This is a genomic window from Bradyrhizobium sp. NC92 (genome assembly GCF_025200865.1).
Taxonomy (GTDB): domain Bacteria; phylum Pseudomonadota; class Alphaproteobacteria; order Rhizobiales; family Xanthobacteraceae; genus Bradyrhizobium.
Genome location: NZ_CP104171.1, coordinates 3,070,753 through 3,095,701, shown reverse-complemented (window position 1 = coordinate 3,095,701; position 24,949 = coordinate 3,070,753). Strand labels below are relative to the sequence as shown.

The 24,949-nt window shown below is 66.3% G+C and carries 9 protein-coding genes and 1 riboswitch; of the genes, 5 read left to right on the top strand and 4 right to left on the bottom strand.

Annotation, left to right across the window (positions count from 1 at the left end):
- Positions 1 to 47: 47 nt before the first annotated feature.
- Positions 48 to 269: riboswitch (cobalamin riboswitch) on the bottom strand.
- 40 nt (positions 270 to 309) lie between these two features.
- Complete coding sequence (gene cobO / locus N2602_RS14330) at positions 310 to 945, top strand: cob(I)yrinic acid a,c-diamide adenosyltransferase (protein ID WP_260383023.1); 636 nt, start codon at positions 310 to 312, stop codon at positions 943 to 945.
- 7 nt (positions 946 to 952) lie between these two features.
- Complete coding sequence (locus N2602_RS14325; RefSeq protein WP_260383022.1) at positions 953 to 2,401, top strand: cobyric acid synthase; 1,449 nt, start codon at positions 953 to 955, stop codon at positions 2,399 to 2,401.
- On the opposite strand, the gene cobD is transcribed toward N2602_RS14325, so the two are convergent.
- Positions 2,390 to 3,355, bottom strand: a complete 966-nt coding sequence (gene cobD, locus N2602_RS14320) for a threonine-phosphate decarboxylase CobD (RefSeq protein ID WP_260383021.1) — start codon at positions 3,353 to 3,355, stop codon at positions 2,390 to 2,392. The two genes, N2602_RS14325 and cobD, sit on opposite strands and share 12 nt — an antisense overlap.
- A gap of 11 nt (positions 3,356 to 3,366) precedes the next feature.
- A complete protein-coding gene (gene cbiB / locus N2602_RS14315; protein WP_260383020.1) occupies positions 3,367 to 4,308 on the bottom strand; it encodes an adenosylcobinamide-phosphate synthase CbiB in 942 nt (313 codons plus the stop codon).
- Positions 4,309 to 4,429: 121 nt separating this feature from the next.
- Between cbiB and cobU the strand changes: the two genes are divergently transcribed.
- Genes cobU through bluB form a run of 3 tightly spaced genes read left to right on the top strand, consistent with a single transcriptional unit; the run spans position 4,430 to position 6,349 of the window.
- The gene (cobU, locus tag N2602_RS14310; RefSeq protein ID WP_212256817.1) at positions 4,430 to 4,933 is read left to right on the top strand and encodes a bifunctional adenosylcobinamide kinase/adenosylcobinamide-phosphate guanylyltransferase; all 504 of its coding nucleotides are present in this window, start codon (positions 4,430 to 4,432) and stop codon (positions 4,931 to 4,933) included.
- On the top strand, positions 4,930 to 5,712 hold the full coding sequence (gene cobS / locus N2602_RS14305) for an adenosylcobinamide-GDP ribazoletransferase (RefSeq protein WP_260383019.1): 783 nt from the start codon (positions 4,930 to 4,932) through the stop codon (positions 5,710 to 5,712). Before cobU ends, cobS begins: the two co-directional genes overlap by 4 nt.
- A 4-nt stretch (positions 5,713 to 5,716) precedes the next feature.
- Positions 5,717 to 6,349 carry a 5,6-dimethylbenzimidazole synthase gene (gene bluB, locus N2602_RS14300; RefSeq protein ID WP_260383018.1) on the top strand — a complete coding sequence of 211 codons (633 nt, stop codon included), beginning with the start codon at positions 5,717 to 5,719 and terminating at the stop codon, positions 6,347 to 6,349.
- Between the two features lie 181 nt (positions 6,350 to 6,530).
- On the opposite strand, the gene N2602_RS14295 is transcribed toward bluB, so the two are convergent.
- Together N2602_RS14295 and N2602_RS14290 are read right to left on the bottom strand one after the other, a co-directional pair.
- Positions 6,531 to 8,219, bottom strand: a complete 1,689-nt coding sequence (locus tag N2602_RS14295) for a ShlB/FhaC/HecB family hemolysin secretion/activation protein (RefSeq protein WP_260383655.1) — start codon at positions 8,217 to 8,219, stop codon at positions 6,531 to 6,533.
- Between the two features lie 11 nt (positions 8,220 to 8,230).
- Positions 8,231 to 24,934 (bottom strand): leukotoxin LktA family filamentous adhesin, encoded by a 16,704-nt coding sequence (locus tag N2602_RS14290; RefSeq protein ID WP_260383017.1) that lies wholly within the window; start codon positions 24,932 to 24,934, stop codon positions 8,231 to 8,233.
- Positions 24,935 to 24,949 lie beyond the last annotated feature (15 nt).

Here is a 24,949-nt window from a genome sequence, read left to right as displayed (position 1 = left end):
TCTCCTGAAGGCCCGCTTCCCCGTCGCGGAACACCCCGTCCGCCGGTCCAAAACTCGTCCGCGCTGGCAGGTCTCCCGGCTTGCGGAGCAGGGTTTTGGCCCTTCGATCCCCGCCTTCCCGATTCCAAAAGGAATCAGTGGCTTCGGGCATCTCTCCGGTCACGGTCGCGGGGGCGGCTGCAGTTTGGATCCAAATCTTGCCGATTCGGACCCTATCGCATTCCCTCTTCGCCTGTCATAGGACAGGAACCAACGCCGGGCCACCATTTGCCGGTGGCCGCCACTTGTCAAGCCGAAGGACCGGGTCCCATGACGTCTGAACCGGATACCCAATCAGCCGAGGATACCGACATCAGGCACGCCCAGAAAATGGCGAAGAAGAAGGCCGCCCGCGACAAGATCATGGCGACCAAGAGCGGCGAAAAGGGCCTGATCATCGTCCATACCGGCGCGGGCAAGGGAAAATCCTCCTCGGCCTTCGGCATGATCGTCCGCTGCGTCGCGCATGGCTTCCCTTGCGCGGTGGTGCAATTCATCAAGGGCGCCTGGGATACCGGCGAACGGCGCCTGCTCACCGGCCATTTCGGCGATCTCTGCCAGTTCCACGCCATGGGCGAAGGTTTTACCTGGGAGACGCAGGACCGTGCCCGCGACATCGCCGCCGCACGCGCCGGCTGGGAGAAAGCCAAGGAGCTGATCCTTGACGCGAACTTGCGTATGGTCGTGCTCGACGAGATCAACATCGCGCTCCGCTACGACTATCTCGACATCGCCGAGGTGGTGGAGTTCCTGACGACGCAGAAGCCGCCGATGACGCATGTCGTGCTCACCGGGCGCAACGCCAAGGACGAGCTGATCGAGATCGCCGACCTCGTCACCGAGATGACGCTGGTCAAGCATCCGTTCCGTTCCGGCATCAAGGCGCAGGCCGGCGTCGAGTTCTGAAGGCACGATGGCACGCGCATTGATGATCCAGGGGGCCGGCTCGGACGTGGGCAAGTCGCTCATCGTCGCCGGCCTCGCGCGCGCCTTCACGCGCCGTGGTCTGCGGGTGCTGCCGTTCAAGCCGCAGAACATGTCGAACAACGCCGCCGTCACCGTCGATGGCGGCGAGATTGGCCGCGCCCAGGCATTGCAGGCGCTCGCCGCAGGTGTCGAGCCGCACACCGACATGAACCCGGTGCTGCTCAAGCCCGAGACCGATGTCGGCGCGCAAGTCGTGGTCCATGGCAAGCGCATCGCGACCGCACGCGCGCGCGAATACGCGGCGATGAAGCCGTCGCTGATGGGCGCGGTGCTGGCGAGCTTTGAACGGCTGAAGGCGCGGGCCGATCTGGTGCTGGTCGAGGGCGCCGGCAGTCCGGCCGAGGTGAATTTGCGCAAGTCCGACATCGCCAATATGGGCTTTGCCCGCAAGGCGGATGTGCCGGTCGTGCTGGTGGGCGACATCGATCGCGGCGGGGTCATTGCCCAACTGGTGGGCATCAAGACGGTGATCGATCCCGACGACGCCGCGATGATCTCCGGCTTCGTCATCAACAAGTTCCGCGGCGACCCCACGCTGTTCGACGACGGTTACAGGCTGATCGAGCAAAAGACCGCATGGCGCGGTCTTGGCGTGCTGCCCTGGTTCGCGCGTGCCGGCGAGCTGCCGGCCGAGGATGCGCTCGGCCTGCGCGACGCACGCAAGCCCGGTCAATGCAAGATCGCCTGTCTCGCACTGTCGCGGATCGCCAATTTTGACGATCTCGATCCTCTCAAGCTCGAACCGGGCGTCGATCTCGTAATGGTGCGCCCAGGCGAAGCAATCCCGGGCGACGTGCGCCTCGTTATCATCCCCGGTTCCAAATCCACCCGCGGCGACCTCGCCTTCCTGCGCGCGCAAGGCTGGGACATCGATCTCCTCGCGCATCACCGCAGGGGCGGCCATGTGCTCGGCCTCTGCGGTGGCTATCAGATGCTGGGCCGCAGCGTCGCCGATCCCGAGGGCATCGAGGGACCTGCGGGCGACACGCCGGGCCTCGGGCTTCTCGATGTCGAGACGGTGATGAGCCCGCAAAAAACCCTCACGCGCGTTGCGGCCGTGCACGCCGCGACGGATCAGCCGATCCAGGCCTACGAGATTCACATCGGCCGCACCGACGGCCCGGATCGCGCCCGCCCCTTCGCGAAGCTGGGCGGCGAGCCCGAAGGCGCCATCTCGCGCGACGGACGCGTGCAGGGAAGCTATCTGCACGGCCTGTTCACGTCGGATGATTTCCGCAAGGCATACCTCGCCAAGCTCGACATTCCCGCAGGCGAGGAACCCTATCACGACCGGGTCGAAAGCGCGCTCGAGGCGCTGGCCGATCACATCGAAGTCCATCTCGACGTCGAAGGCCTGCTCGCGCTAGCGCGCTAGGGCCTCGGCCAGGCGCGTCCATTCGGCTTCCCTGCCGGGAAGCCCGAGGCGCAGCCATGTGGGCTGTTGCGCGAAGACACGGGACCAGATGTGGGCGCGCGCGAGCCTCTCTTGCGCGGTCTGCGCGTCAGGCGTTTCGTACAAGCGGAACAGCGGTGTGCCGCCGATCAGCCGCCAGCCTTGCGAATGCGCCATCGCGTCGAGACGACGACAGTCGCGCGCGAGCCGCGCCGACGTCGCCTCGGCCCAGGCCTTATCGCGCAAGGCTCGGCAGCCGATTTCGATCGCCGCGCCTGAAACAGGCCATGGGCCCGACATCGCGGCAAGCCTGTCGATATCGGCGGCATCACCAAGTGCGAAGCCGAGCCGCAGGCCGGCCAACCCATAAAACTTTCCAAAGGACCGCAGCACCAATAGTCCCGGCCGATCCGCGTCGGGCGCAAGCGACAATTGCGGATCGGCATCGGCAAAGCTCTCGTCGATGACGAGGTGGCCGACGCGCCGGAGCAATGCCAGCAAGTCCTTCGGCGCATGACGTCGACCGTCGGGATTGTTGGGATTGACCACGATGGCGAGGTCCGCACCCGCGAGCGCATCGAGCTCCGCAGCCTCCTGGACATCCCAGCCCGCGGCCGACAGGACGCCGGCATATTCGTTGTAGGTCGGTGCAAGGATGCGCGCGCGCCCTGGCACCGCAAGCTGCGGCAGCAATTGGATGGCGGCCTGTGCACCGCCCATCGCAACGACCGGGGCGCTCGTGCGATAGGCCTGCTGGCCGGCCCGATGCAGGGCCTCGATCTCGGCACGCGAGGGCAGCGCGCTCCACGCGCGCGCGCTCACCTCGCCCACGGGATATGGCAAGCGGTTGATGCCCGTCGACAGGTCGATCCAATCCTCCGCGCGTCCGCCAAAACGCTGCTGGGCCAGGTCCAGATTTCCGCCGTGCTCACGCATGCCCCGTTCTTTCACGCGAAGGCCAGGATCGCAAGCAGGCCTGCGACCAGCGACATGGCACGACGGTAGACGGTCAGCGCCTCCGCGATGTCGGCGGCGCGCGGATCGCGCGCACCTTCGTTCAGCCAGGGCTCGTCGGTCGGACTGCCGTGATAGATGCGGGGACCGCTGAGCCGCACACCGAGTCCGCCCGCCATGGCCGCTTCCGGCCAGCCGGCATTCGGCGAGCGATGACGGCGCGCATCGCGCGTCATGCACGCCAGCGCCTCCGACCGCTGCGGCGCCAGCAGCACGAAGAGGAATCCGGTCAGCCGCGCTGGAATGAAATTGGCGACATCGTCGATGCACGCCGCCGCCCAGCCGAAGGCTTCATGCCGTTCACTGCGGTGACCGATCATGGAGTCCAGCGTGTTGATGGCCTTGTAGCCGAGGATCCCGGGCAAGCCGAATAGCGCGCCCCAGAAAACCGGCGCGACGATGCCGTCGGAGGCGTTTTCGGCAAGGCTCTCGATCGCCGCGCGCGCGATGCCGGCTTCATCAAGCGCTGCGGGATCACGGCCGACGATGCGTGAGACGGCATCGCGCGCGGCGGCGACATCGCCGGCCAGCAAGGGCGTGGCGACGGCAGCCACATGATCATGCAGCGAGCGCAGCGCGACCAATGGCCAGGCCATGATGCCAATCAGCACGATCTGGATCCAGCCCGAAGGCAACAGCGCTTGAAGCGCCCAACCGAGCGCAGCGGAGAGCGCGATCACCGCAAGCGCGCCGGCGACGCCGGCGGCTCGACGCAATGCCGGCGGATCGGACGCGCGATTCCAGGCGGTGTCGATGGCAGCAATCAGCCGGCCGAGCCAGGTGACGGGATGGCCGATCCGCGCGAACAGCCATGCCGGCCAGCCCAGAAGGGCATCCACCGCCATCGCCACCACCATCGCGCCCGCAAAGTCCACATCGGTCTCCTGTCCCGCCCCTGTTGCGCAAGACGGCGGCCGAGCGCAAGCCCCTCGCCGCCTGATTTCGGCTTTGTCTTTGGCCGCGTTTGATGATTAGTGCTCATCGCAGGAGACCTTCATGGCCGTCATTCTGATCACCGGCGGGGCGCGATCGGGCAAGAGCACCCGGGCGGAAGCGCGCGCGCGCAGCTTTGCCGGCCAGCCCGTCTACATCGCGACGGCCGAGGCGCTCGACGGCGAAATGCAGGAACGCATTGCAAGACACCGCGCGCGCCGCGGAACCGATTGGATCGAGCGCGAGGTGCCGCTCGATCTCGTGCCCGCGCTGCGCGCAACCGATGGCGGCGGCGCAAGGCTGGTGGATTGCCTGACACTCTGGCTTTCCAACCTGATGCATGCCGGGCGCAACTGGGAGCACGAGGTGAACGCGCTTGCCGCGACCCTCTTCAATCTCAAGAGCCCGGTCGTCCTCGTCACCAACGAGGTCGGCCTCGGCATCGTGCCCGACAATGCGCTGGCGCGCAGCTTCCGCGATGCCGCCGGGATCATGAACCAGATCATTGCCGGTGTCGCCGACGAGGTCGAGTTCGTCGTCGCCGGCCTGCCGATGAAGCTGAAATGATCCCGCGCGCCGAGCTGCTCAAAGACATCTTGGCCGATCTCAGGATGGCGACATCGTTCGTGACGATCCTCCCGGTGGCATCTTCGAAGCCCGCCGGTGACGGCGCGATCGCGCGCGCGACCTGGGCGCTGCCGGTCGCGGGACTGCTGGTCGGCCTCGCCGGCGCCCTCACTTACAAGATCGCCATTCGCCTCGGACTGACGCCGAGCCTTGCCGCTTTGCTCGTGCTGGCCACGACCGCTCTCATCACCGGCGCGCTGCACGAGGACGGACTTGCCGACACCGCTGACGGACTTGGCGGCGGCCGCACGCGCGAGCGCAAGCTCGAGATCATGCGCGACAGCCGGATCGGGACCTATGGTGTCTGCGCACTGATCCTGTCGTTCGGTCTGCGCTGGAGCGCGCTTGCCACGATCGCAAATCCATGGGCCGTCACGCTCGCATTGTGCGCGGCGCACGTTGCTGCCCGCGCCGGCGTGCCCGCCTTCATGTTGCTGGTGCCGCCGGCGCGGCCTGACGGTTTATCGGCCGGCGCCGGGGCACCGCCCGGCCGCAGCGTGGCGATCGCCTTCGCGCTTGGAACGCTCGCGCTTGCCCTGGCGTTGGGGCCGGGCAAGGCGCTGGTCGGCCTGATCCTGCTGTCGCTGGCCGGCCTGATGCTGGCGCGGCTTGCCATCCGCCAGATCGGCGGGCAGACCGGCGACATTCTCGGCGCGTTCGAGCAGACGGGCGAGATCCTGATCCTGCTGGTGGCCGCGTCCTTCCAGATGGGGCGATGACCTCATGGTCGAGTTCGACGATACCTTCCGCCAGCACTTGCGCGAGCTGTTCGTGTGGCGCCGCGACGTGCGCCGCTTCCGCAGCGATCCATTGCCGGGGGGGGCGATCGATCGCCTGATCGAGACAGCCTGCCTCTCACCATCGGTCGGCCTCAGCCAGCCCTGGCGCTTCGTCGTCGTCAACGATGCCACGCGGCGCCGGGCGGTCACCGATGATTTCAAGGCGTGCAACACCGACGCGCTGAATTGCTATTCCGGCGAACGCGCGGCCCGCTACGCCACGCTGAAACTGTCGGGCCTTGAACAGGCCCCCGGCCACCTCGCCGTGTTTGCCGACAAGGCCAGCGACATCGGCCACGGCCTCGGGCGCGCGACCATGCCGGAGACGACCGAATATTCCGTGGTCGCCGCCATCACCGCGATGTGGCTCGCCGCCCGCGCCGAGAGCATCGGCATCGGCTGGGTCTCGATCCTCAATCCGGATCGCATTCACGCCATCCTCGATGTGCCTGAAACCTGGAAATTCATCGCCTATCTCTGTGTCGGCTATCCGGAAGCCGAATGTGACCAGCCCGAGCTGGAGCAGGCGAAATGGGAGCACCGGCGCGGCGCGGAGGAGTTTACGCTGCTGCGCTAAGCGGATCGCGCCCCGGGCAGAGACCAGCAGTCGATCCATCCTCCGTCATTGCGAGGGAAGCGAATCAATCCAGAATCTCTCCGCAGAAAGGGGCTGGATTGCTTCGTCGCAAGGGCTCCTCGCAATGACGGTGGTGAGAGAGTGTGGCTCGCAATGACGGGGAAAAAGCGTCAGGCCGCCGCTACGACTTGCTCCTGCCGGCCACCGCCGCCACCGGCGCGGGGCTTTCCGGCTTCTGGAACATCAGCAGCGGCCGGAAGATGACGCGGCCATAGGCCTCGTAATGGTTCTGGGTCGAGACCGCCATCTTCAGCGGCGTCGCGTAATTGGCCTCGAAGGTCATGAACGGCGCGTAGGTCCAGGAGAAGCCGACGCCGACCGAGGCCATTTCGGTGACGCCGGGGAAGGTCGAATACACCGCCCCCCAGTCGGTGAAGACGTAGGTGTCGAAACCCCTCAACCATTGCGACCAGTTGTAGTGCAGCTCGGCGTTGAAATAATAGCCGCTGTCGCCGGACGCCGCGCTGGAGGGATAGCCACGCACGGTGGTCGGACCGCCGATCGAAAAAATCTGATCGCCCGGCAGCAGCTTCTCCTGCGTGTACTGCCAGCTCGCCAGCACGTTGGCGCTGAAGTTCGCGGGCCCCGCGGCGCTGGTCGCGATCAGCGAGCCGGTATAGGTGTTGAACGCGCGGTTGTTGCCGAGCACATAGTCATGCCACGCGATGTAGTTCACCGCCGGCGAGACCGTGATCGAATAGGTATTGCCGGACTTGGTCACCGAGACGCCCGCCGTGGTCTTGTCGTAATGATCGTCGGTGACGGCGACGGTGGCAAAGCGGCTGACGGTCTTGCCCTCGGTCAAGGCGGCGTTGAGCAGCACCAGCCAGTCCTGGGTCACCCAGACCGGCTGGCTGAGATTGACCGACGCCTGGCTCGAGCGTCCGGTGACGTCGAGCGCGACGAACGGCCCCTGGATGATCTTGATCTTGCCTTCGGTGTAGCTGACGCCGACACGCCCGCCCCAGGGATTGAAGGGAATGCTGTAGGCGACATTGCCGTTGAGATTGCCGTCGGAGCGGACGCCATAGAAGGTCAGGCGGTCGTCGACACCGAACAGGCCGTGTCGCTTGTAGAAGGTGCCGCCTTCCCAGCGCCCGGTGTTCTCCACGCCCTGATTGTCGACGAAGAGCTGCCAGGTGTCGACCGGCGGCTCGATCACCGCGAACTGGAGGTCGGTCAAGCCGAAGCTCGAGCCGGGCTGCAGCAGCGCCTTGATCTGCACGTCGTTGGTCCGGTTGAACCAGATCACGTCGCGGTTGAGCTTGGGAACGTCGAGCACCTCGCCTTCGGGCTCCTTCACGCGATCGAGGATGAAATCGGTGCGGGTCTGCTTGTTACCCTCGACGGTCGTCTTCTGGAGCCGGCCCTCGGTCAGCTTGACGCGGACGATGCCGCCCTTGGCGTCCTGCTCCGGCAGCGTCGCGATGCCCGTGACGATGCCGCGCGCGACATAGATGGCATTGATGTCGGCGACGAGCTGCAGCAGCGCGGCGATGTCGACATCCTTGCCGACATATTTCTTCGCGATCTCGTCGAGCTCCGCCGGCGTGATGAACTTGGACTCGTCGAACGTGACCTTGCGCAGCCGGAACTTCGGCCCACCCGGCTTGAGGAGCTGGGACTTCTCCCGCTCGCCGCCGATCACTGCGGGCCCGGTGAGCTTGGGCGGCGCGCTCTGCTGCTCGAGCTGCCGGCGCTGCCGGTCAATGTCCTGCTGGATCGCGCCGGGATTGATCGACTGGGCACGCGCGGAGGCGATGCACGATGCTATCAGCACGACCGCCAATGCTGCCCGCAGAATCCGCATGCCCAAGCCCGTCACCATGCCTCCGCCAGGCGACCGATTGCCGGCTTCACTGTTTCGATCGCCGCATCCTTCCAGCCCGGACGTCCCGCGCGCTGTCCCTTCTGGCGCAGCTTGCGCATGTCGCTGAGCCCTTCGATGTTGACGGCGGGGCCGGACCCGACCGCCTCGACCGGCCGGGGCGTCAGCAGCGCGTCGAGCCGCGCCTGGCCGGAGAGGCCGAGCAGGTAGAATGTGCCCCCGTCCTTCTTGGCGAGCCAGGTCTCGATGCTCTGGTTGCCCTCGCCGTCGACCGAGATGTTGCGCACCATGCTGGCGCCGGTGAAGACGTTGCAGCAGGCGTGACTCGGCCCGTAATTGGTCACCGTCGCCGAGACGTCGCCGGTATAGAACACCACATAGGCATTGCTGACATTGGCATTGCCGGCCTGGCTCATCGTGAACACGCCGCCCGGCTGGTAGAGCTGGAGCGTCGGCCAATTGGACGGCGCCGGCGTGCGGTTGTTCAGGAGTATCTGCTGGGTGGCCGTGGTGAGCATGAGCTGGCCCGGCACGTAGCCGTTCAGGATCGAGACAGCCGGCGCATCGGTCCAGAAGGTCGCATCTACCACCCTGAACTGGTTGATAATGATGTGGTCTGGATCGATCGAGACGTCGGCGGACCTCGCGACGCCGCCGTTATAGCCGGTGATGTTCATGACCAGCGGGATTGCCGGCGTCGAGCGGATCTGCTCGCCCTTGACGTTGATCGTATCCGCCGCGAGGTCGAGCTCCTTCACGACGCTGACCCAGCCGATGGTCAGGTCACCTGGCGAGGTCATCTTGATGGTCCTGCCGCTAATCCTGTCGAGCGAGACCGGGCCCGCCGAGACGAAATGCGTGTCGCCGTTGGCGGAGATCGATCCGCCGCGGATCGCACCCGTATCGGAGCGCAGGTCGATGTCGCCGAAATCGCCAGGGATGCCGGTCGTGGTGAGCTGGCTGAAGACGATGTCGTTCACGGCGTGCAGGGTCTGCGTGCCGCCGCTGACAGCAGTGCCGACGGTGATCGCTCCGGCTGTCGCGGTGACGTCGAGCGTGCCGCCGACATTGAGATTGTCCCAGTGAACGACCGTGCCGCTGAGGACTGCATTGCCGGTCGAGGCCGTGAGGTTATGGCCGGTGTTGGTGCCCGCCGCGATCAGCCGCGCCGAGCCGTGGGCCGAAACCGAGCCCTGTGTCGGCACGCCGCCCGAGATCACCGTCTGCGCCAGGATGAAGCCGTTGTCGGCGGTGACGTTGATGTTGCCGGCGTCGCCAGTGATGCCGGTCGCCGTCAGTGCGTTGAAGGTGACGTTGTCGCGCGCATGGATCGTCTGCGTGCCGCCGCTCTGCGCGGTCTGGAAGGTGATGCTGCCCTGGCTCGCCGTTGCACCCAGCGTCGTGCCGACACTGAGCGCGTTCCAGCTGATGGGACCGCCGTTGGCCGTCAGCAGCCCCGAGCCGGTCGTGGCGGCGAGCGTGTTGCCGGTGATGGTCGTGGCGGCCAGCAGCGTCGCCGAGCCACGGGCCGAAACCGAGCCCAGCGTGGTCGCGCCGCCCGAGGTCACCGTCTGCGCCAGGATGAAGCCGCTATCGGCGGTGACGTTGATGTTGCCGGCATCGCCGCTATTGCCGGTTGCCGCGAGCGATTTGAACGTCACATTCTGGGTCGCGTGGATCGTCTGCGAGCCGCTGCTATAGGCGGTGCCGATGACGATGCTGCCGTTGTTCGCGACCGCGCTGAACCTGCCGCTCGCACCGGTTGCCGTGCCCGCCAGCACCTGATCGAGCGTCAGGCCACCGGTGCCGATAATGTCCACGCTGCCCTTCACTGCCGACAACAGGCTCGCCTCGGTGTCGGTGAGAACCTTGACGTAGATGTCGCCGGCGCTCGTGCTCGCCGACAGCCGCGCGGCACTGAGAATGAACCGGCTGGTCGCGTTGCCGATGCCGTTCGATGCGCTCAGCGACACCTCGGCGCCCGCGCCGGAGGCGACGAACTTGGTCCGGCCGTCGCCATTGTCGACGATCGCGCCGAGCGAGGCGACGCCGCCGGCGGTGACGATGATCGAGGGCGCGTTCGAGGCCGCCGCGTAGGACAGCGACGAGTTCAGCTGGCCGATCGTCGCATCACCCGTGGTGGTCACCGAGATCAGTCCGGCCGCATGGATGGCCGAATAGGCGCCCATCGACAGCGTCGCCGCGACGAACGTGACACCATCGGAGCTGCTGGTCGCAACCACCGGCGCCGCGCTGGTGCCGGCCGCAAAGGTCATGCCGCGGTTGGCGAGCAGCTGCATCAGGCCGCCGCTGGTGATGCTGGTGTTGATGGTGAGCGCACCGCGCCCCACGTTCAGCGTCAGCGCACCGCCAGCCGTCAGCGCCCCATAGGGGCCGCTCGTGCCGACCGCGAGATCGCCGGTCACGGCGAGGATGCTGAGATCGCCGATCGCCGAGCCGGTCACCGCGCCGGAGATGTTCATCTGCAGCGGCTGGAAGGTTGACCCGTTGAAGCCAATGCTGCCGCCGGCGCGCAGATCGAGGTCGGTGCCAAGGATGTGGATCGCAGAGCGGTCCGTGAAGCCCGCCTCGGCGTAGATGCTGCCGGTCGCGGCGAGCTGGATCGCATTGCCGGCAGCGATGTTGCCGAGGATGAGATCGCCGGTGGTCTGTCTCACATAGATGCCCTGTGCCGACGAGACCTGGTCGAGCTGGTCGTTGCCAGGGTCGGCAAACGCGATCTGGAGCGCGTTGGCGTTGGCTGCGGGATTGCTTCCGGCGGCCCCGGGCGCGCCGACATTGCCGCGCTCGGCGATCAGGGTCAGGTTGGCGATATCGCCCGAGATCACGGCCCCGCCCGCATTGGCGGAAAGGCTGTTCACGGCGTCGAGCTTGACGTCGCCGCGGCCGGTCACCTCGATGCCGTTGGCCTGCGCGGCCGTGATCGGGCCGTAGTTTGCGGTGACGCCGCCGAGCGCGAGGCTGTTCTTGCTGCCGAGATAGATGTTGGTCAGCGCCTTGGCCGAGATCGCGATCGGGTTGTCGACCACGACGAGGTTCTGCTGCGACAGGCTGACCGTATAGGTCGTGACGTGGGTCGTGGGATTCGTGACCGCGCCGACGGTGAGCTGGCCGGGACCGGCCGTCGCGAGCAAGCCCCTCTGCTCCGGCGTCAGCGACGAGGAATCCACGCTGGTGAAGGTGAAGGTCTGGGGCGCGGCCGAATTGCCGACCGAACCGCGCGGCGCATAGAGCATGATCTGGTTGGCGCTGACGTTCGCGATGACATTGTCGTCGATCGGCGGCGGAGCCGCGCCGACGGCCGACGACGACACCGTGTAGGCGAGTTGGCTCTGCGTCCACTGCGAGCCCGCGGTGATGATGCCGTAGACCCGTTCGGTCGACGCGAGCGTATAGGTGTAGCTCGCATTGTAGGCGTTCAGCGCCGTCTGCAGCGCCGCGTTGCTGGGAAGGCGCTGATTGGCCGTCGAGACGCCCTCGAACAGCTTGGTGAACAGGGTCGACGACAGCGAGCTGCCGAACAGCGTCCCCAGTGGATCCGTGGGCGCGCTGCCGAGCAAGGTCGTCAGCGAGCTCTTGAGCTGGTCGGTGGTGATCTGGCCGAGCAGGAACTGATCCCGCAGGAACCGCGTCGTGGCCTCGGTCTTCATCTGCGTCGCCGTGACGCTGGCGGGATCGATGCCGAGCTTGGCCGCCACCTGCGCCCGCAGCACCGTCTGCCCCACCGAGGTCGGAGCGTAGGTGCTGCCGTTCGGGAATGCGATGTTCTTGAGCTGGAAGTAGTCGTTATAGGCCGAGGTCACCATGGACTGGTAGCTGTTGACGGCGTTGGTGGCGGCGTTGCCGCTGAGCAGGTCAAGGCTGGCCCAGACGCCCTGCAGATGCTGGCTCTGCGCCGGGGTGAGACCGACCGCCGCCCGGCCGTTGAGGATGCTGGCCTGGTTGCCGTCGGAGCCGGCGGCTTCGAGGAAGACCGGGCCGCCGGTCGACTGCACCGTGCCGAGGCGCAGATCGCCCTTGGACTGGACGATGTAGGTGCCGGTGGCCGAAGCGCTGTCGAGAACACCGCCATCGACGGTGCCGTCGGTCTGCGTGGTGCCCGTCGCCTGGATCACCAGGGGGTTGATGTTGGTCAGCGTGGACGCGCCGTTGACGACGGCGCTGGTCGCGCCGATCGCGCCGGCACTGGAGTTGATCTCGACATTCTTGCCGATCACGACCGGGGTGGCGACGTTGTAAGCGGCCGCCGAGTTGATGTCGCCGGTCGCGGAGATGAAGACGCTGCCCTGCGGCGCGCGGCCGGAGACGCCCGAATTGACGGCGACCTGGTTGATCGAGAGCGAGCCGACCGCCGCGATCGCGATGTCGCGATCGATCGAGGTGGCGGTCAGGTTGCCGCCGTAGACCTGCACCTGGACGGGAACACCGTTTGCGCCGATCGAACCAATGCCGCCATCGGCCCGCAGCGTCACGTTCTTGCCCGAGATCATCGGGTTGTTCGCATTCGCCCCGGACGTGATGGCCGAATTGGCGCCGGTGGCGATCACCGTCGTCGACCCCGAAAGATTGTTGATCGGCCCGTTGATGACGATGCCGGAGTTCGAGCTGACATTGACCGTGCTCGCACCGCCGCCGCTGAACTGGATGTTGATCGGGTTCGACGCCTTGACCGTGTTGGTCAGCGTCAACGTCAGGTGATCGTAGATCTGCTGAAACCAGTCGAAATGAGCGTCCGCGCCGCAGCACTTGCCAGCCCCGGTGTTGTAGCCGGCGTTATGATAGCTGCCGGTCGCCGTGACCACTTCCTGGAAGTTCGCAGTCTGCAATTGGCCGGTGTTGCCGCCCCCGCCCGTGGCTTGCATCACGTTCTCGACCAGGCTGATGGTGCGGGTCCAGTTCTCGCCGGTCGCCGCATTCGGCGTGTAGTGCCAGCCGTAGTCGAATTGCGTGCTGGTCACCGGACGATCGAGCGTCGCCGTGTCGACCCACTGGTAGTACATGTTGGGCTTCACGGTGTACTGGATGCCCGCTGTGCCGCTCATGCCGGCCAGCATCGAGCCGGTGTACGCGCTCGCGTTGACGCCGGCCGTCCGGTACGTCGACACCTGCTGACTGCCCGCAGCGGAGGGATTGTAGACGTACCAGGTCGTCTGCTGCTGGAGCTGATCGACGATCTGGATCACGCTGGGCGCGCTGACGCCGGTGTTGATGGTGTTGGTGACGAGCTGGAGCCCGGTCGAATTGTTGACCGTGATCGAGCCGGCACCGCCCTTGACCGCGATCGTGCCCTGAGGCGTGCCGTCGGTCGAGGTCGAGATGATCTTGCCGTTCAGATAAACGTAGCCGCCCGAGCCCTGCACCACGCCATTGACGAGGATCTGGTCGGTCAGCGCGTTGTACCGCACTCCGATTTTGATATCGCTGCTCACCAGCGGCGCGGCGGCGGCCGTGATGTCGTAATAGCTGCCGTTCCGCGCGTTGGCCTGCGCCTGGGCGAAGGCCGCGCTGTTGCCCTTTAGGTCGTTGATGGCGGACAACGCGCCGCTGCCGATGTCGATCGAGTAATTGCTGCTCGTGCCGCTCTGGATCAGGCCGTTGACGTTGATGACACCCGCCGAGATGATGATCGCCCGTCCGAGGATGAAGGGCGCGTTCGCGGGATTCTGGTATCCCGAGGGCGTGGTTGAGGCCCAGTTCGTGATGGCGTTGGTGTTCGCGGTCCTCGGCGTGATCACATCATTCTGGATATTGACGACCTGGAAATAGGTTCCGCAACCATCACAATTGAACGGTGAGTAATACGTGTAGGTGCGGGTCGAGGTCGAACCGTCGGGGTTAGTAATGGTCACGTCGCGGGTTGTGTTGCTGAAGACGCCCTGGCCGGCATAGGTGTTGCGCTCCCACGGCGCGGTGACGATCGGTTGGACCGTCGGCCCTTCCATCGCCGCGAGCGTGGCGGTGCTGCCCACGCTGCCGCCGCCTCCGTTGGGCGTCCCGTTACCCGTCGGCAGGAAAATCGCCGAATAGAGCGACAGGCCGTCGTAATAGGTCATCAGCATGCGCGCGGTGAAGACCGTGCTGTTGGCGGCCGTTTGCTGAACGCCCGTGTTGCCGTCGACGCAGCAGTAGTAGAAATACGGGTGATTGCCGCCCGCGCCGATATGCGGGCTGTAGGCGTAATCGCCATAGGCCCCGAGGAAGGTCGCCGCTGCCATCACGGCCGTCAGCGTGTCGTTGCTCGCCGGCTTGTACTGGACGCCGGCCCATTGCGCGGTGACGTCGTGGTTGGAATTGTAGAAGCTGCCGATGCCGCCGAGGAAGATGAACGAGCCGTTTGGCGCCACCATCTGGATGGTCGCGGCATTGAGCGACTGCGACGCCACGACGCTGCCGAGTTGGCTGGTGATCTTGAGCAGACCGTTCTCGTTGCTGACGATGCCATCGAAATAGATGTCGGGCTTGCGGGTCAGCTGGTTGCCGTTGTCGTCGACGCCAAGCCCGGTGCTGGGATCGACCCGGTTGTAAGTCGCAGAGATGTCGATGATCGGCGTTGCGCTCGGCGTGGCGGTGAAGGTCACGTTGGAGTGCGAATCCGGGTCGACATGGTCGATCTGGCGGTAGGTGATGTTGCCGCCGGTCACAGTGGTAACCGTGAGGTTCGCAAAGTCCATGAAGTCGAGGCCGCGGTTCTCGACCTTGATCATGGGCGAGCCTCGCGCGATGACCGCTGGCGCCGAATGACCGGCGAGGCTGTTTCCGGTCAGCTTCTGCGCCAGGATCGAGACATTGCCTGCTGACGCCAGCATGTCGCCGAAGGCGAAGGCGTTGCCGCCGGCATCGGAGGTGTATGGTGCCTGCTGGATCAAAGCGTTGATCTGACGCTGGATGTCGCCGGTCGGATCGGCCCCGGACGGCGTCATTGTGGCGGGATGTGTGGACGTCGACGCCGCCAGCGCGGTCCGGATTTGCGTATCGGTCAGGCCGGTCAGCGTGCCGAGCTGGTTGACGATGTTCTGGTACGGATTGAACCCGCCGACGATCGTGTACTGCACCGTCTGGTGGTTCCAGCTCTTTACCGGGCTGAAATGATCGACGTCGGCGACGTATTCGAGCGTGGATGACAGCGACGAGTACGGGCTCGTCGTGCTCAGAGTCGGCGCGCTTGCACCGAGATCGATCGTGATGAGCACGTCGCTGTTGATGCCCGCCACCACAAGGCCGTTGAGCGCGACGTCGCCGGTTCCGCTGGTGTGGCTGTGGTTGTCGCTGTTCTTGGCGCTGAAGATGTCGAGGTACGGATTGTAATTGCTGCCGTTGCCGGACGCGGTGACCTGCCCCTGCGTCGCGCCCAGATAGATGTCGCGCACGCCGAGCACGCGCGAGCCGTCAGCCAGCGTCAGGCTGCTGTCGCCGCCCGCATTGGCCGTGCCGCGGTAGAGGGTCGAGATCGGAATGGCGGTGTTGTTGTAGACGACCGTCGTCGCCGTGGCCTGGATGCTGCTGAAGGTGATGGTGTCGCCCGACATGCCGGCGAAGATGTTGATGTCGCGCCAGGCCTGGATCGTCGTGCCGCTGTCGACGGTGACGTCCTGGTCGGCGTGGACCCAGGTGTTGGTGCTGGCACCGACGCCCGCGATCGCGCCGTAGAGACTGGCGTTGGCGTTGTTGGACGCGGCCATCTTCGCAGCCGTGCCGATGAAGATCTTGCCGACGCTGAACAGCTCCCGGGCATGGATGTTGACGGCGAGCGTGGCGTTCGCCGTCATGTTGGACACGGCGCCGCCGCCGGCGAAGAAGCTGGCCGTGGCGAGGCTCGCCGTGTCCCTGGTGTTCAGCGTGTTGTAGGCCTCGATGTCGATCACGCCCGTCGACGTGCGCGGGTCACCGTTGAGGCTCAGGATCGTCCCGGCGCCGATATTGGTGGTGACGGTCTGGGTGACATGGGAATCGCTCAGCGCAGCCGCACCCGAGAACGAGCCGCCGGAGCCCGAACGCGCGCCGCCGCCGGCCTGGTTCACGATGTCGCTGGAGATGACGACGATATCGCCGCCATCCGTGTTGATGATCAGATGCGTTCCGATCTCGGCGGTGGTGGTCGAGGTGACGTCATTCTGCGCCTTGCCGGCGGAGACGCCGGCCGTGGACGCCTGGTAGGCGTCGCCGTTGGCCGCATAGTTGGTGGTGTGCGTGGCCTTGACGCTGAGGCCGCCGAAATAGAGCGTGTCGTCGGACGTACCGCCGTCGAACCGCGCATTGGTGACCGCGGTCGAGCTGGTCGTGGCGACCGCCGCGGCGCCGGCGTAGGTGCCGCCCGCACCGACCGTCGCGTTGGAGACGTTGGTATCCTTGCCCGTGGCGGTGATCTGAAGGATGCCGGTGTAGTCGGCATGGTTCAGGCTATCCATGTCCGCGGGCGCGCCGAGATAGGCGTAGGTGTGCGCGTTCGAGGACGTCTGCGCGACGGTCGCACCCAGCGCCAGGAACCCGGTCGAAAGGCCGGTCGCTTCCGCATATTGGGCGCTGTCGTTCTCGGCGGCGATGACCACGTCGGCATTGGGAAGCCGGATCCCGACTCCGCCATAGGCGCTGACCGTCGCGTTCTCCGACGCCCTCGCCAAGCTGCCCTGCGCGCCGATCAGCGAGCCGCCGCCACCGGCGAGCGCCTTGGCGTAGGTCGTCGTGCCATAGATCGTCGTCGTGGTTCCGTCGGTGTTGGTCTGCGTACCGATGATTGGGACGAGCGCCATCGCGGTCACGCCCAGCGCGCCGCCCGAGAAGACGGTGTTGTCGCCGACATCGGCCGTTACGGTGGCTCCGACCGTCGACTGGGCGATCGCGACGCCGACCGCACCGCCTCCCACCGAGACGCCGATCGCCTCGCTCGACAGATTGGGCGTGATCGATGCCGTCACCAGGGTGCCGACACCGGTCGCGGACGTGGTGATCGAGGAACCAGTGCCGATCTCGGCGGTCACGCTCGAATTTTCGTGCGCCTCAGCGTCCGCGCCGACGCCGGCGAGGATGCCGCCGCCGAGCGCCGTTGCGGTCGTCGACAACGTGCCGGCTCCAGCCGCGCCCACCGCCAGCGTCGAGGCATTGACCGTGGCGTTGTCCAGGACCTTCGCCGCGACCGAGCTCGACCGTCCGGCCGTCGCGACCGAGGCGCCGACCGCCGCGGCTCCGGCAGTGACGCCGCCCGTGAAGACGACCTGGGTCGTGGAGTCCTGCGCCATGACGGCGACGCCGGTGCCGCCCGTGCCGGTGACCTGGCCGCCGAGCTGGGCCGTCACGGTGTTGGCGACGTTGCCGAACGCCACCGCGGCCTGGGCGCCGAAGTAAAGCGCCGCGCCGCCCGCGATCGCCTCGGTGTCGATGGTCTTGCCGGCATAAGGTCCGGTGTTGGCATCCCCGCCGACCGCTGCAACCGTCACGGACGGCGCGGACACGATCGCGCTCAGATTAGCGAGCACGCTGCTGTTGACGCTGGTGTAGCCGATGCCGGCACCGATGCCGACGTTTTTCGCAAAGCCGGCGCCGAGCAGGTACATCTTGGCTGCATTGGCGCTGGTGGCACCGACATTGACCTGCGTGCCCGTGACATTGCCGCCGGCGATCTGCGCGGTGACGCCGTCATTGCCGCCGGTGAGCACGCTGCTGACGTTGTAGGTCGACGTCACGTTGGCGCTGTTGGGATTGCCGGCCGTCGCGCTCGCGACGGCGTTGCTGCCCTGCGCGGTGCTGGTCCTCGCGTTCACCGCGGCGATCGTGCCGTTGCCATTCTGGTTGAGCTGACCGGTCTGCTGCCCCTGCGTATCGGGGTCGGCGGTATTGGTGCCGATGATGATGACACCGACGGTCGCACCGATGCCGACACTGCCGCCGATGCCGGCCGTCACGGCGTAGGACAGCACTTCCTTGGTGCTGAGCGCATCGACGTTGATCGCGCCGGACGAATTCAGATTGCTGTTGCGGCTTTCCGCGATGGTCTGGCTCTTGAAGACGATGACGTTGGCCGCGGCTCCGACGCCGACCCCTGCCCCGCTGGCGCCGACCGCGAGCGCGCCGGCGATCTCCTTGATCGCCACGTCCTCGTTGGCGTTGATGGTGACCGCTCCGGCCGCACCGCCGGTCACCGATTGCAGCGTGGTGTCGTAGACGCCGGCGATGGTGGTGTTGTTGGCGATCTCGATATTCGCCATGCCGGCGATCGCGGCCGTTCCCGTCGAGAGCGCGCCGCCGATCGCATAGGCCTCGAAGCGGTTCTTGGTCTTGGCCTGGACGTCGAGCGCGCCGCTCAGGTTGAGCGCGGTCGTGTGCGGCGTCGTGCCGCCATGATAGGCGAATTCGTCGCCGACATAGGCCTCGGTCCGGTTCGAGGAGACCTGCACCAGGAAGGCCGCGCCGATCGCGGCCTGGCTGCCGTAGGCGCCCGAGCCGTTCGCGGAGAAGATGCCGGTGTTGTTGTTGGCGTTCACCGTCAGCGATGCCGCCGTCAGCGCGCCGCCGTCGACATAGGCTTCCGTCGTCGCCTGGAACACGTTCAACCCGACCGAGCCGGTGTTGAACCCGACGGCGATCGAGGACGCATCCTGCTCGGCATTGGCTTTCACGGTGACCGCACCGACGGTCGGGCTCGACGACTGCACCCCTCCGACCGTGGCATTGGTGATGGTGGCGAAGGTGCTGCGCGACATCGTCGTGCTGATGACGGTGGCGCCGCCGCCGCCATTGCCGGTGGGCGGCACGATGCCGGCGCCGAACGCGCCGGAATAGGAGAAGCTCGACGCGGCGACCACGATCTGCGGCGCCAGTGTCGACGAGGTCAGGCGCGTGTCGATGGCGGCGCTGTCGATATACGCTCTCGTCGCCCCGCTCATCACGTTGGTGATCGGGTTGATCATGATGGCGATGCCGCTGCTCGCGGCAAGCGAGGCGACGTTGGTCACCACGGCTTGGTGCGAACTCGCGACGACGGCAAGGCCGCGCACGGTGTCCTGGTTCTCCGAGAGATCAGGTGTCGTGTCGGTCGGGGCATGGGCGGCGCCGAGATCGAAAGCATGGACCAGTGTGCCGTTGTTGACCGCCAGCGTGTCGGTCGAGCTGGTTCCGAGCGCATCGGCCTTGGTGTTCACCCCGCTGATATAGGCCGCCGTGGTCCCGGTGATCTGGTTGGTCACCAGCGAGCCGGCAATGCCAGCCGCACCCTTGCTGATCGACAAGGCGCCGGCGAACACGGCCGCCTTGTCGTTGTTGCCGGCGATCACGCCGACATTGTTGGTAGCGGTGACGTCAGCGCCGTTGATGCCGTTGGTGCCGGCCGCGGTGATGCTGGCGGTGACGTTGGTGCCCATCAGATTGGTGGCGACCGAGCCTGCCAACCCCACCTGCGAGGACATCGCGACGCCGACGGCAACCGTCGAGATGCTGGCGTTCGAGTTCGCACCGATCGCGACGTTGCCCGAGGCGGTCAGCTTGGAGCCGGTGACGCCGGCGCTGACAGTGTTGGCGATGCTGCTGTTGACGAGCGCCAGGCCCGCGGCGCTGCCTTGCGTCGAGGCGCCCGCGACCGCGGCGGTTCCGGTGATGCTGGAGTTATCCGTCGCGGTGACGGACACGTTCCTGGCCGTGACGCTCGATTGCGTCGTGCTCGACTGGCTGTTGCCGATGGCCGCCGAAACAGTGTTGGAGATGCTGCTGATCGTGGTGCCGCCGACGCCCGCGAACTGACCGGTCGCAAGACCAAAGCCGATCGTGACCGCCTGGATCTTCGAGGAATCGACCGCGCTCACACTGACATTGCCGTTGCTGCCCGCCGACATCAGGACGTTGGCGATGGAGGCCGAATGCGTCGTTGCGATCGTGTTGTAGACGATCGAGGCGCCGACATTGTTCTTGCCGGCCTGGATCAGGCCCGCAACGGAAACGATGCTGGCGCCCGGACCGTTGCCCGTGCCGTCATTGAGCGCAGCCGCGCTGAAGTCGATGCAATTCTGCCCGCCCGTGCCGCCGGCGACCGTGCAGGTGTCCGTGGCGAGATGATTGTTGTTCGACTTCTTGACGAGGTTGCCGAGCGCCGTATCCAGCGCCGACACGGCGCCGCTGTCCGCCAGCACCGTCACGCGGCCGACGTTGATGTTCACCGTCGCGCCGCTGCTGATATAGGCCGTCGTGGTCGGCGTGATCTCGCTGACCACGACCGCGCCGGCAAGCCCGTTGGACCCCGCCCCGCCCGACGCCGCACCGGCCGCAATCACGCTGGCGCTGTCGGCCATCACCAGCAGGGTGTCGTAGTTCGAGATCGAGCTGCTGCGGATGTGCGCGTCGGTCGCGTTTCCGCCGGTGGGATCGCCGATCGAAGCATAGGTCAGCCCGATGCCCACGCCGGCCTGGCCACCCGATATATAGAGCGAACCGCCGCCGATCGCGACGTTCGTGGTCTGGTAAGCATCGACCTCGAGCGCGCGGTTGACGCCGGAGGACTGCCCCGTGATCGTCGAGCTCTCGATATAGGCGTTGGCACTGTCGGTGATGATGCCGACGGAAGCCGACAGCGAGGCCGCGTTGGATTTCGATCCCGCAATGCCGATGGCGACGACGGTCTCCGAGCCGCCGTTGAGCGCCTGCACCGTCACCGAACTCTGGTTGTTCACGGTGGTGCCGTAGATATAGGCGAGCGTCGTATTGTTGGACATCGCCGCCGCGATGGCGCCGCCGATCGCAGCGCCCTGACCGGACGCTCCGGCCAGGTTGAGCGCCGCAGAGCCCGAACCGTTGCTGAGAATGGTGTCGTTGAGCGCCTGGACGATCGTATTGGTCGTGACAGCGGTGGCCGTGGTGTACTTGTTGACCGTCGTGTTCCTGATATAGGCGCTGGTGCCGAGCGAGACGTCGCTCACCGAGGAGCTTCCGGCGAGATCGATGCTGAAGCCGTCGGTGCTCGATCCCGACGTCGAGCCGATCTTGCTCGCGGCCGTCGTAACGCTGGTGGCCCCTCCGGTCGCGCCGGCCCCGGCAGCGCTCGCCTTGTCGGAGAAGCTGGATGCGGCCGGCCCGGAGATCGATGCCGCGACGGCGGCGGCGGTGATGCGCCCGGAGGTGGTCGCGCTGATCGTGAGATTGTCGACATTGACCGCGCCGCTCCCGCCGCTCGTGCCGGCGAACGGATCGTTAGCGCTGAACACGCCTGGGCGGATGTCGGAATGGTTGTCGCCGATATAGGCGGCGGTGTCGGTATTGGCTCCGAGATAGGCCACCGACAATCCGACTGCGGAGCCGCCGCCCCCATTCCGGCTCATCGCCCCGGACAGCGTCACGACCGACAGATCCTGCTGCGCCAGGATGCCGACGGTCGGGGCATAGACGGTTGCCTGGCTCGAGATCGACGCATGCGTCGTGTTGTTCAGGAAACCGAGCGAGGTAATGCCGTTCAGCGCCAGCGCGCCCGCGGCCTTGCCGGACGACGGCGCGACGGCAACGAACTGGTCGGAGGTGATCGCGTTGACGGCGATGTCGTCCGCCGCGCGGAGCGTCGCGCGGTCCGAAACGCCGGCGATGGTATTGGTGTTGAACTGGACGAGATTGAGCGCACCACCGACAGAGGAGCCGCCCGAGGTGTTGCCGGTCAGGAAGCCGAGCGTGCCGACATTGCCGGCAGCGTCGATCGACGCCATGGTCGTGGTTGCCGCCACCTGGATGCTGGCGTTGTAGGTGTGGACGTCACCATTGTCCATCCCGGCCGCCCAGCTGCTGCCGCAGGTCGCGCTCGTGCATGTCGCCGTGAGGCTCGCACCACCCGCGACCCACGCCGTCGTGTTGTTGTTCACGACGAAATGGTTCAGCGAACCGGCGATGCCGATCGTGTCGCCGGCGTCCGCCGTCGCATTGGCGTAGCTGGTCAGAATGTTGCCGCCGACGCCGAGACTGCCGTTGAGATGGCTCAGAGTCGCACCTAACCCGTCCCATTTCAGCCAGGTGTTGGTGATGGGCTGTTCGGTGGTGGCATCGACCGCGATGTTCGCCGCGTTGATCAGCGTACCGCTGCCGACATAGGCGTTCGAATTGTGGGTGAAATTGCCCCAGGCGACTGCCGCGCTGATGGCCGTGCTCTCGCCCGACACCACGTCCTTGGTGATCGCGCTGGCCGTCGCATTGCTGCGAACGCCGCGATCGATGACGTTGCTGGCGACGGCGACGTTGCCGCTGGCATAGATGCTCGGCGCGCCGCCGCTCGGATTCTGCGCGATCGCAGCGGTCGCGCTCTGGGTGCTGTTGGCCAGCGAGAGCGCACCTGCGGCCTTGAAATTGAAGTTCAGCGGCACCAGCGAGGACATGTGGTCCTGGATGATCGACGTCGGTGCGGTGACGGCGCGCAGTCCTCTCTCGATCGCCGCGATCAGCGCCGGCAGGCCCGCGATGGACGACGCCATCGTGGAATTGCTGGTCGTGTCGGACGTCGCCTCGACCAGTACGGAACCGTTCATCCGGTGAGCGGTATCGGTTCCGAGCGATGCGCCGAGCGTGGCGGTCACTGACGTCGTGATGTCGCTGATGGCGAACGCACCGCCGACGGCGCCGCTCGCCCCTAATCCGGGTGCCGCAACCGACGTTGCGCTGGTCGAGAAGGAATTGTTGTTGATCGCGCGCACCTTCAGCGTGCTGCCGCTCGTGTTCACGGTGCCGGCTGCGATATGCGCGCCGCTCTCGACGTTCGCGACCGTCGTCACCGATCCCTTGGAATAGGCCACCGTCGGGACGATCTGCGCGCTCGTCGATGCCGCGAGAGCAGAGATGGCAATGGTGGCGTCGTTGAGCGCCTTGATCTCGAGGTTGCCGCCGGCATTGACCGTCGCGCCCGAGGCAATGTTGGTCGTGGCGACCCCGTCGATCTTGCCCACAACCACACCGGCCGCGACCGGCGTGAGGCTGCCGAGCAAGGTGGACGCGATCGCCGGGTCCGAGGCGGTTTCCGATGCATGCGCGGAAATGGTGACATCGCCACGGCCGTTGATGTCGGCATGGCTGTTGATGTTGATGGTCGCGGTGGCGCTGGCGGCGACATAGCCGCCATTGAGGCCCAGCAGCGAACCGGCAAGCGTCGAGCCGACGAGCGCCAGGGCTCCGACTGGCGAACCGTCAAGGAAACTCGATACGGCGGTCGAGGTCGCGGTGATCGAGACGGTGCCGCCGGTGATCTTGCCGTCGACGGTGATTGCCGTCGCCGCGGTGGCCTGGCCGGAGAGCTTGATGTCGCTCGCCGTTGCTCTCAGCGTCACATTGCCGTCGGTATAGGTGGTCCCGCCGAAATTGACCGACTGGGCCAGGATCTGCGCGCCATTCCTGATATCGATATTCGGCGCGTCGATGATGACGTTGTTGGCGTTCCCGGTCGAATGGCCGGATCCATCGAGCCGGCGGGCGTCGATCACCGCATGCGCGGCAAGCGTGATCGAATTGTCCGCCTGGATGAGGTAGTCGGCGCCGGCACTGAGCCCGGCGAGCGCATTCGCGATCGAGCTGTTCGAGAGCGTCACGCCGGTGTCGCCTTGGCTGGCGTCGCCGACCACCAGGTCGATCGGATCGAACAGCAGCGTGCCGGCCTTGCCGTTCGGTGCGGCAAGGTTGACGGCAACGCCGCGGCCGACGTCGATGACGCCGTTCGCGCTGAAATCGACTAGGCCCGCATTGCCGGTCTTCGCGCTGGCGTTGAACCTGGCCCCGCCCGCCACGGTCAGGTTCTGCGCCGCCTTCAGGCGGATCTCGCCGGCATCGCCGGACTTGCCCGCGATATTCAGCCTGGCGTTCCTGCCGATATCGATGTTGTTGCCGGCCTGCACCGTGATGTTGCTCGGCGTCGTGGTCTTGCTGCGCGCGGTCAGCCGGCCGTTGACCCTGGCGTTGTTGACGGCACCGATATGGATCGAGCCGTTGCTCACCGTGATGGCGCTGGCGCTGCGCAGGCCCTTGGAGTTGACCGAGGCCGCGAACTTGGCGGCATGGTCGAGATTGGCGATGTCGCGCTGGCTGGCGCCGCCAACATAGACGTTCTGCCCGGTCAGGCGCACGCCGTCCTGAGCGTTGATCCGGCCGTAGATGCGGATGTTGCCGTCCGGCGAGACCGGGAACGAGCCCGCCATGAGATTGCCGACGGCCGTGCCGTTGATCGCGCCTCCGGGACCGATCAGACTGTCGGTGAACTCGCGCGTCGGAGTCGAGACGTTGAGGCTGCCGACATTGACCACGCCGCTGCGGCCGACCACGAACCCCTTGGGATCGGCGAAGTAGACGTTACCGCCGATCGCGCCGTTCATGTAGGAATTCAGCGTGCCGTTGATGTAGACTGGCGCGTTGCGAACGATGTTGACGAGGTTCTGCGTGCCGGTCGGCAGTTGCAGATTGACGGTGTTGCCCTGCCCGACGCTGAACTGCGAGAACGAGTTGAAGGCATTGTTGCCCGAGACCGTCGACGTCGTGACATTGGTGACGCTGCCGGAGGTCTGAAGGCTGGTTCCAGTCCGTCCGTCGGGAACGATGACGTTCGCGGTCTGCGCCTGCACGCGGACGCTGTACACCGGCAGGAAGACCATCTGCATCGCGCAGAGCAGCGACATCGAGCGGAACTGCGCAAGTCCGCGCAGGCCCCGTTCGTCAGTGTCTCGCCTCGCAGATAGCCCGCGCATTTCAGATCCTCTTCA

Bases quoted from the DNA above. Each gene is read 5' to 3' on its own strand.
- cobS (WP_260383019.1), top strand. From the start codon at position 4,930: ATGATCCCGCGCGCCGAGCTGCTCAAAGACATCTTGGCCGATCTCAGG.
- cobO (WP_260383023.1), top strand. From the start codon at position 310: ATGACGTCTGAACCGGATACCCAATCAGCCGAGGATACCGACATCAGG.
- N2602_RS14325 (WP_260383022.1), top strand. From the start codon at position 953: ATGGCACGCGCATTGATGATCCAGGGGGCCGGCTCGGACGTGGGCAAG.
- N2602_RS14295 (WP_260383655.1), bottom strand. From the start codon at position 8,219: ATGCGGATTCTGCGGGCAGCATTGGCGGTCGTGCTGATAGCATCGTGC.
- bluB (WP_260383018.1), top strand. From the start codon at position 5,717: ATGGTCGAGTTCGACGATACCTTCCGCCAGCACTTGCGCGAGCTGTTC.
- N2602_RS14290 (WP_260383017.1), bottom strand. From the start codon at position 24,934: ATGCGCGGGCTATCTGCGAGGCGAGACACTGACGAACGGGGCCTGCGC.
- cobU (WP_212256817.1), top strand. From the start codon at position 4,430: ATGGCCGTCATTCTGATCACCGGCGGGGCGCGATCGGGCAAGAGCACC.
- cobD (WP_260383021.1), bottom strand. From the start codon at position 3,355: ATGCGTGAGCACGGCGGAAATCTGGACCTGGCCCAGCAGCGTTTTGGC.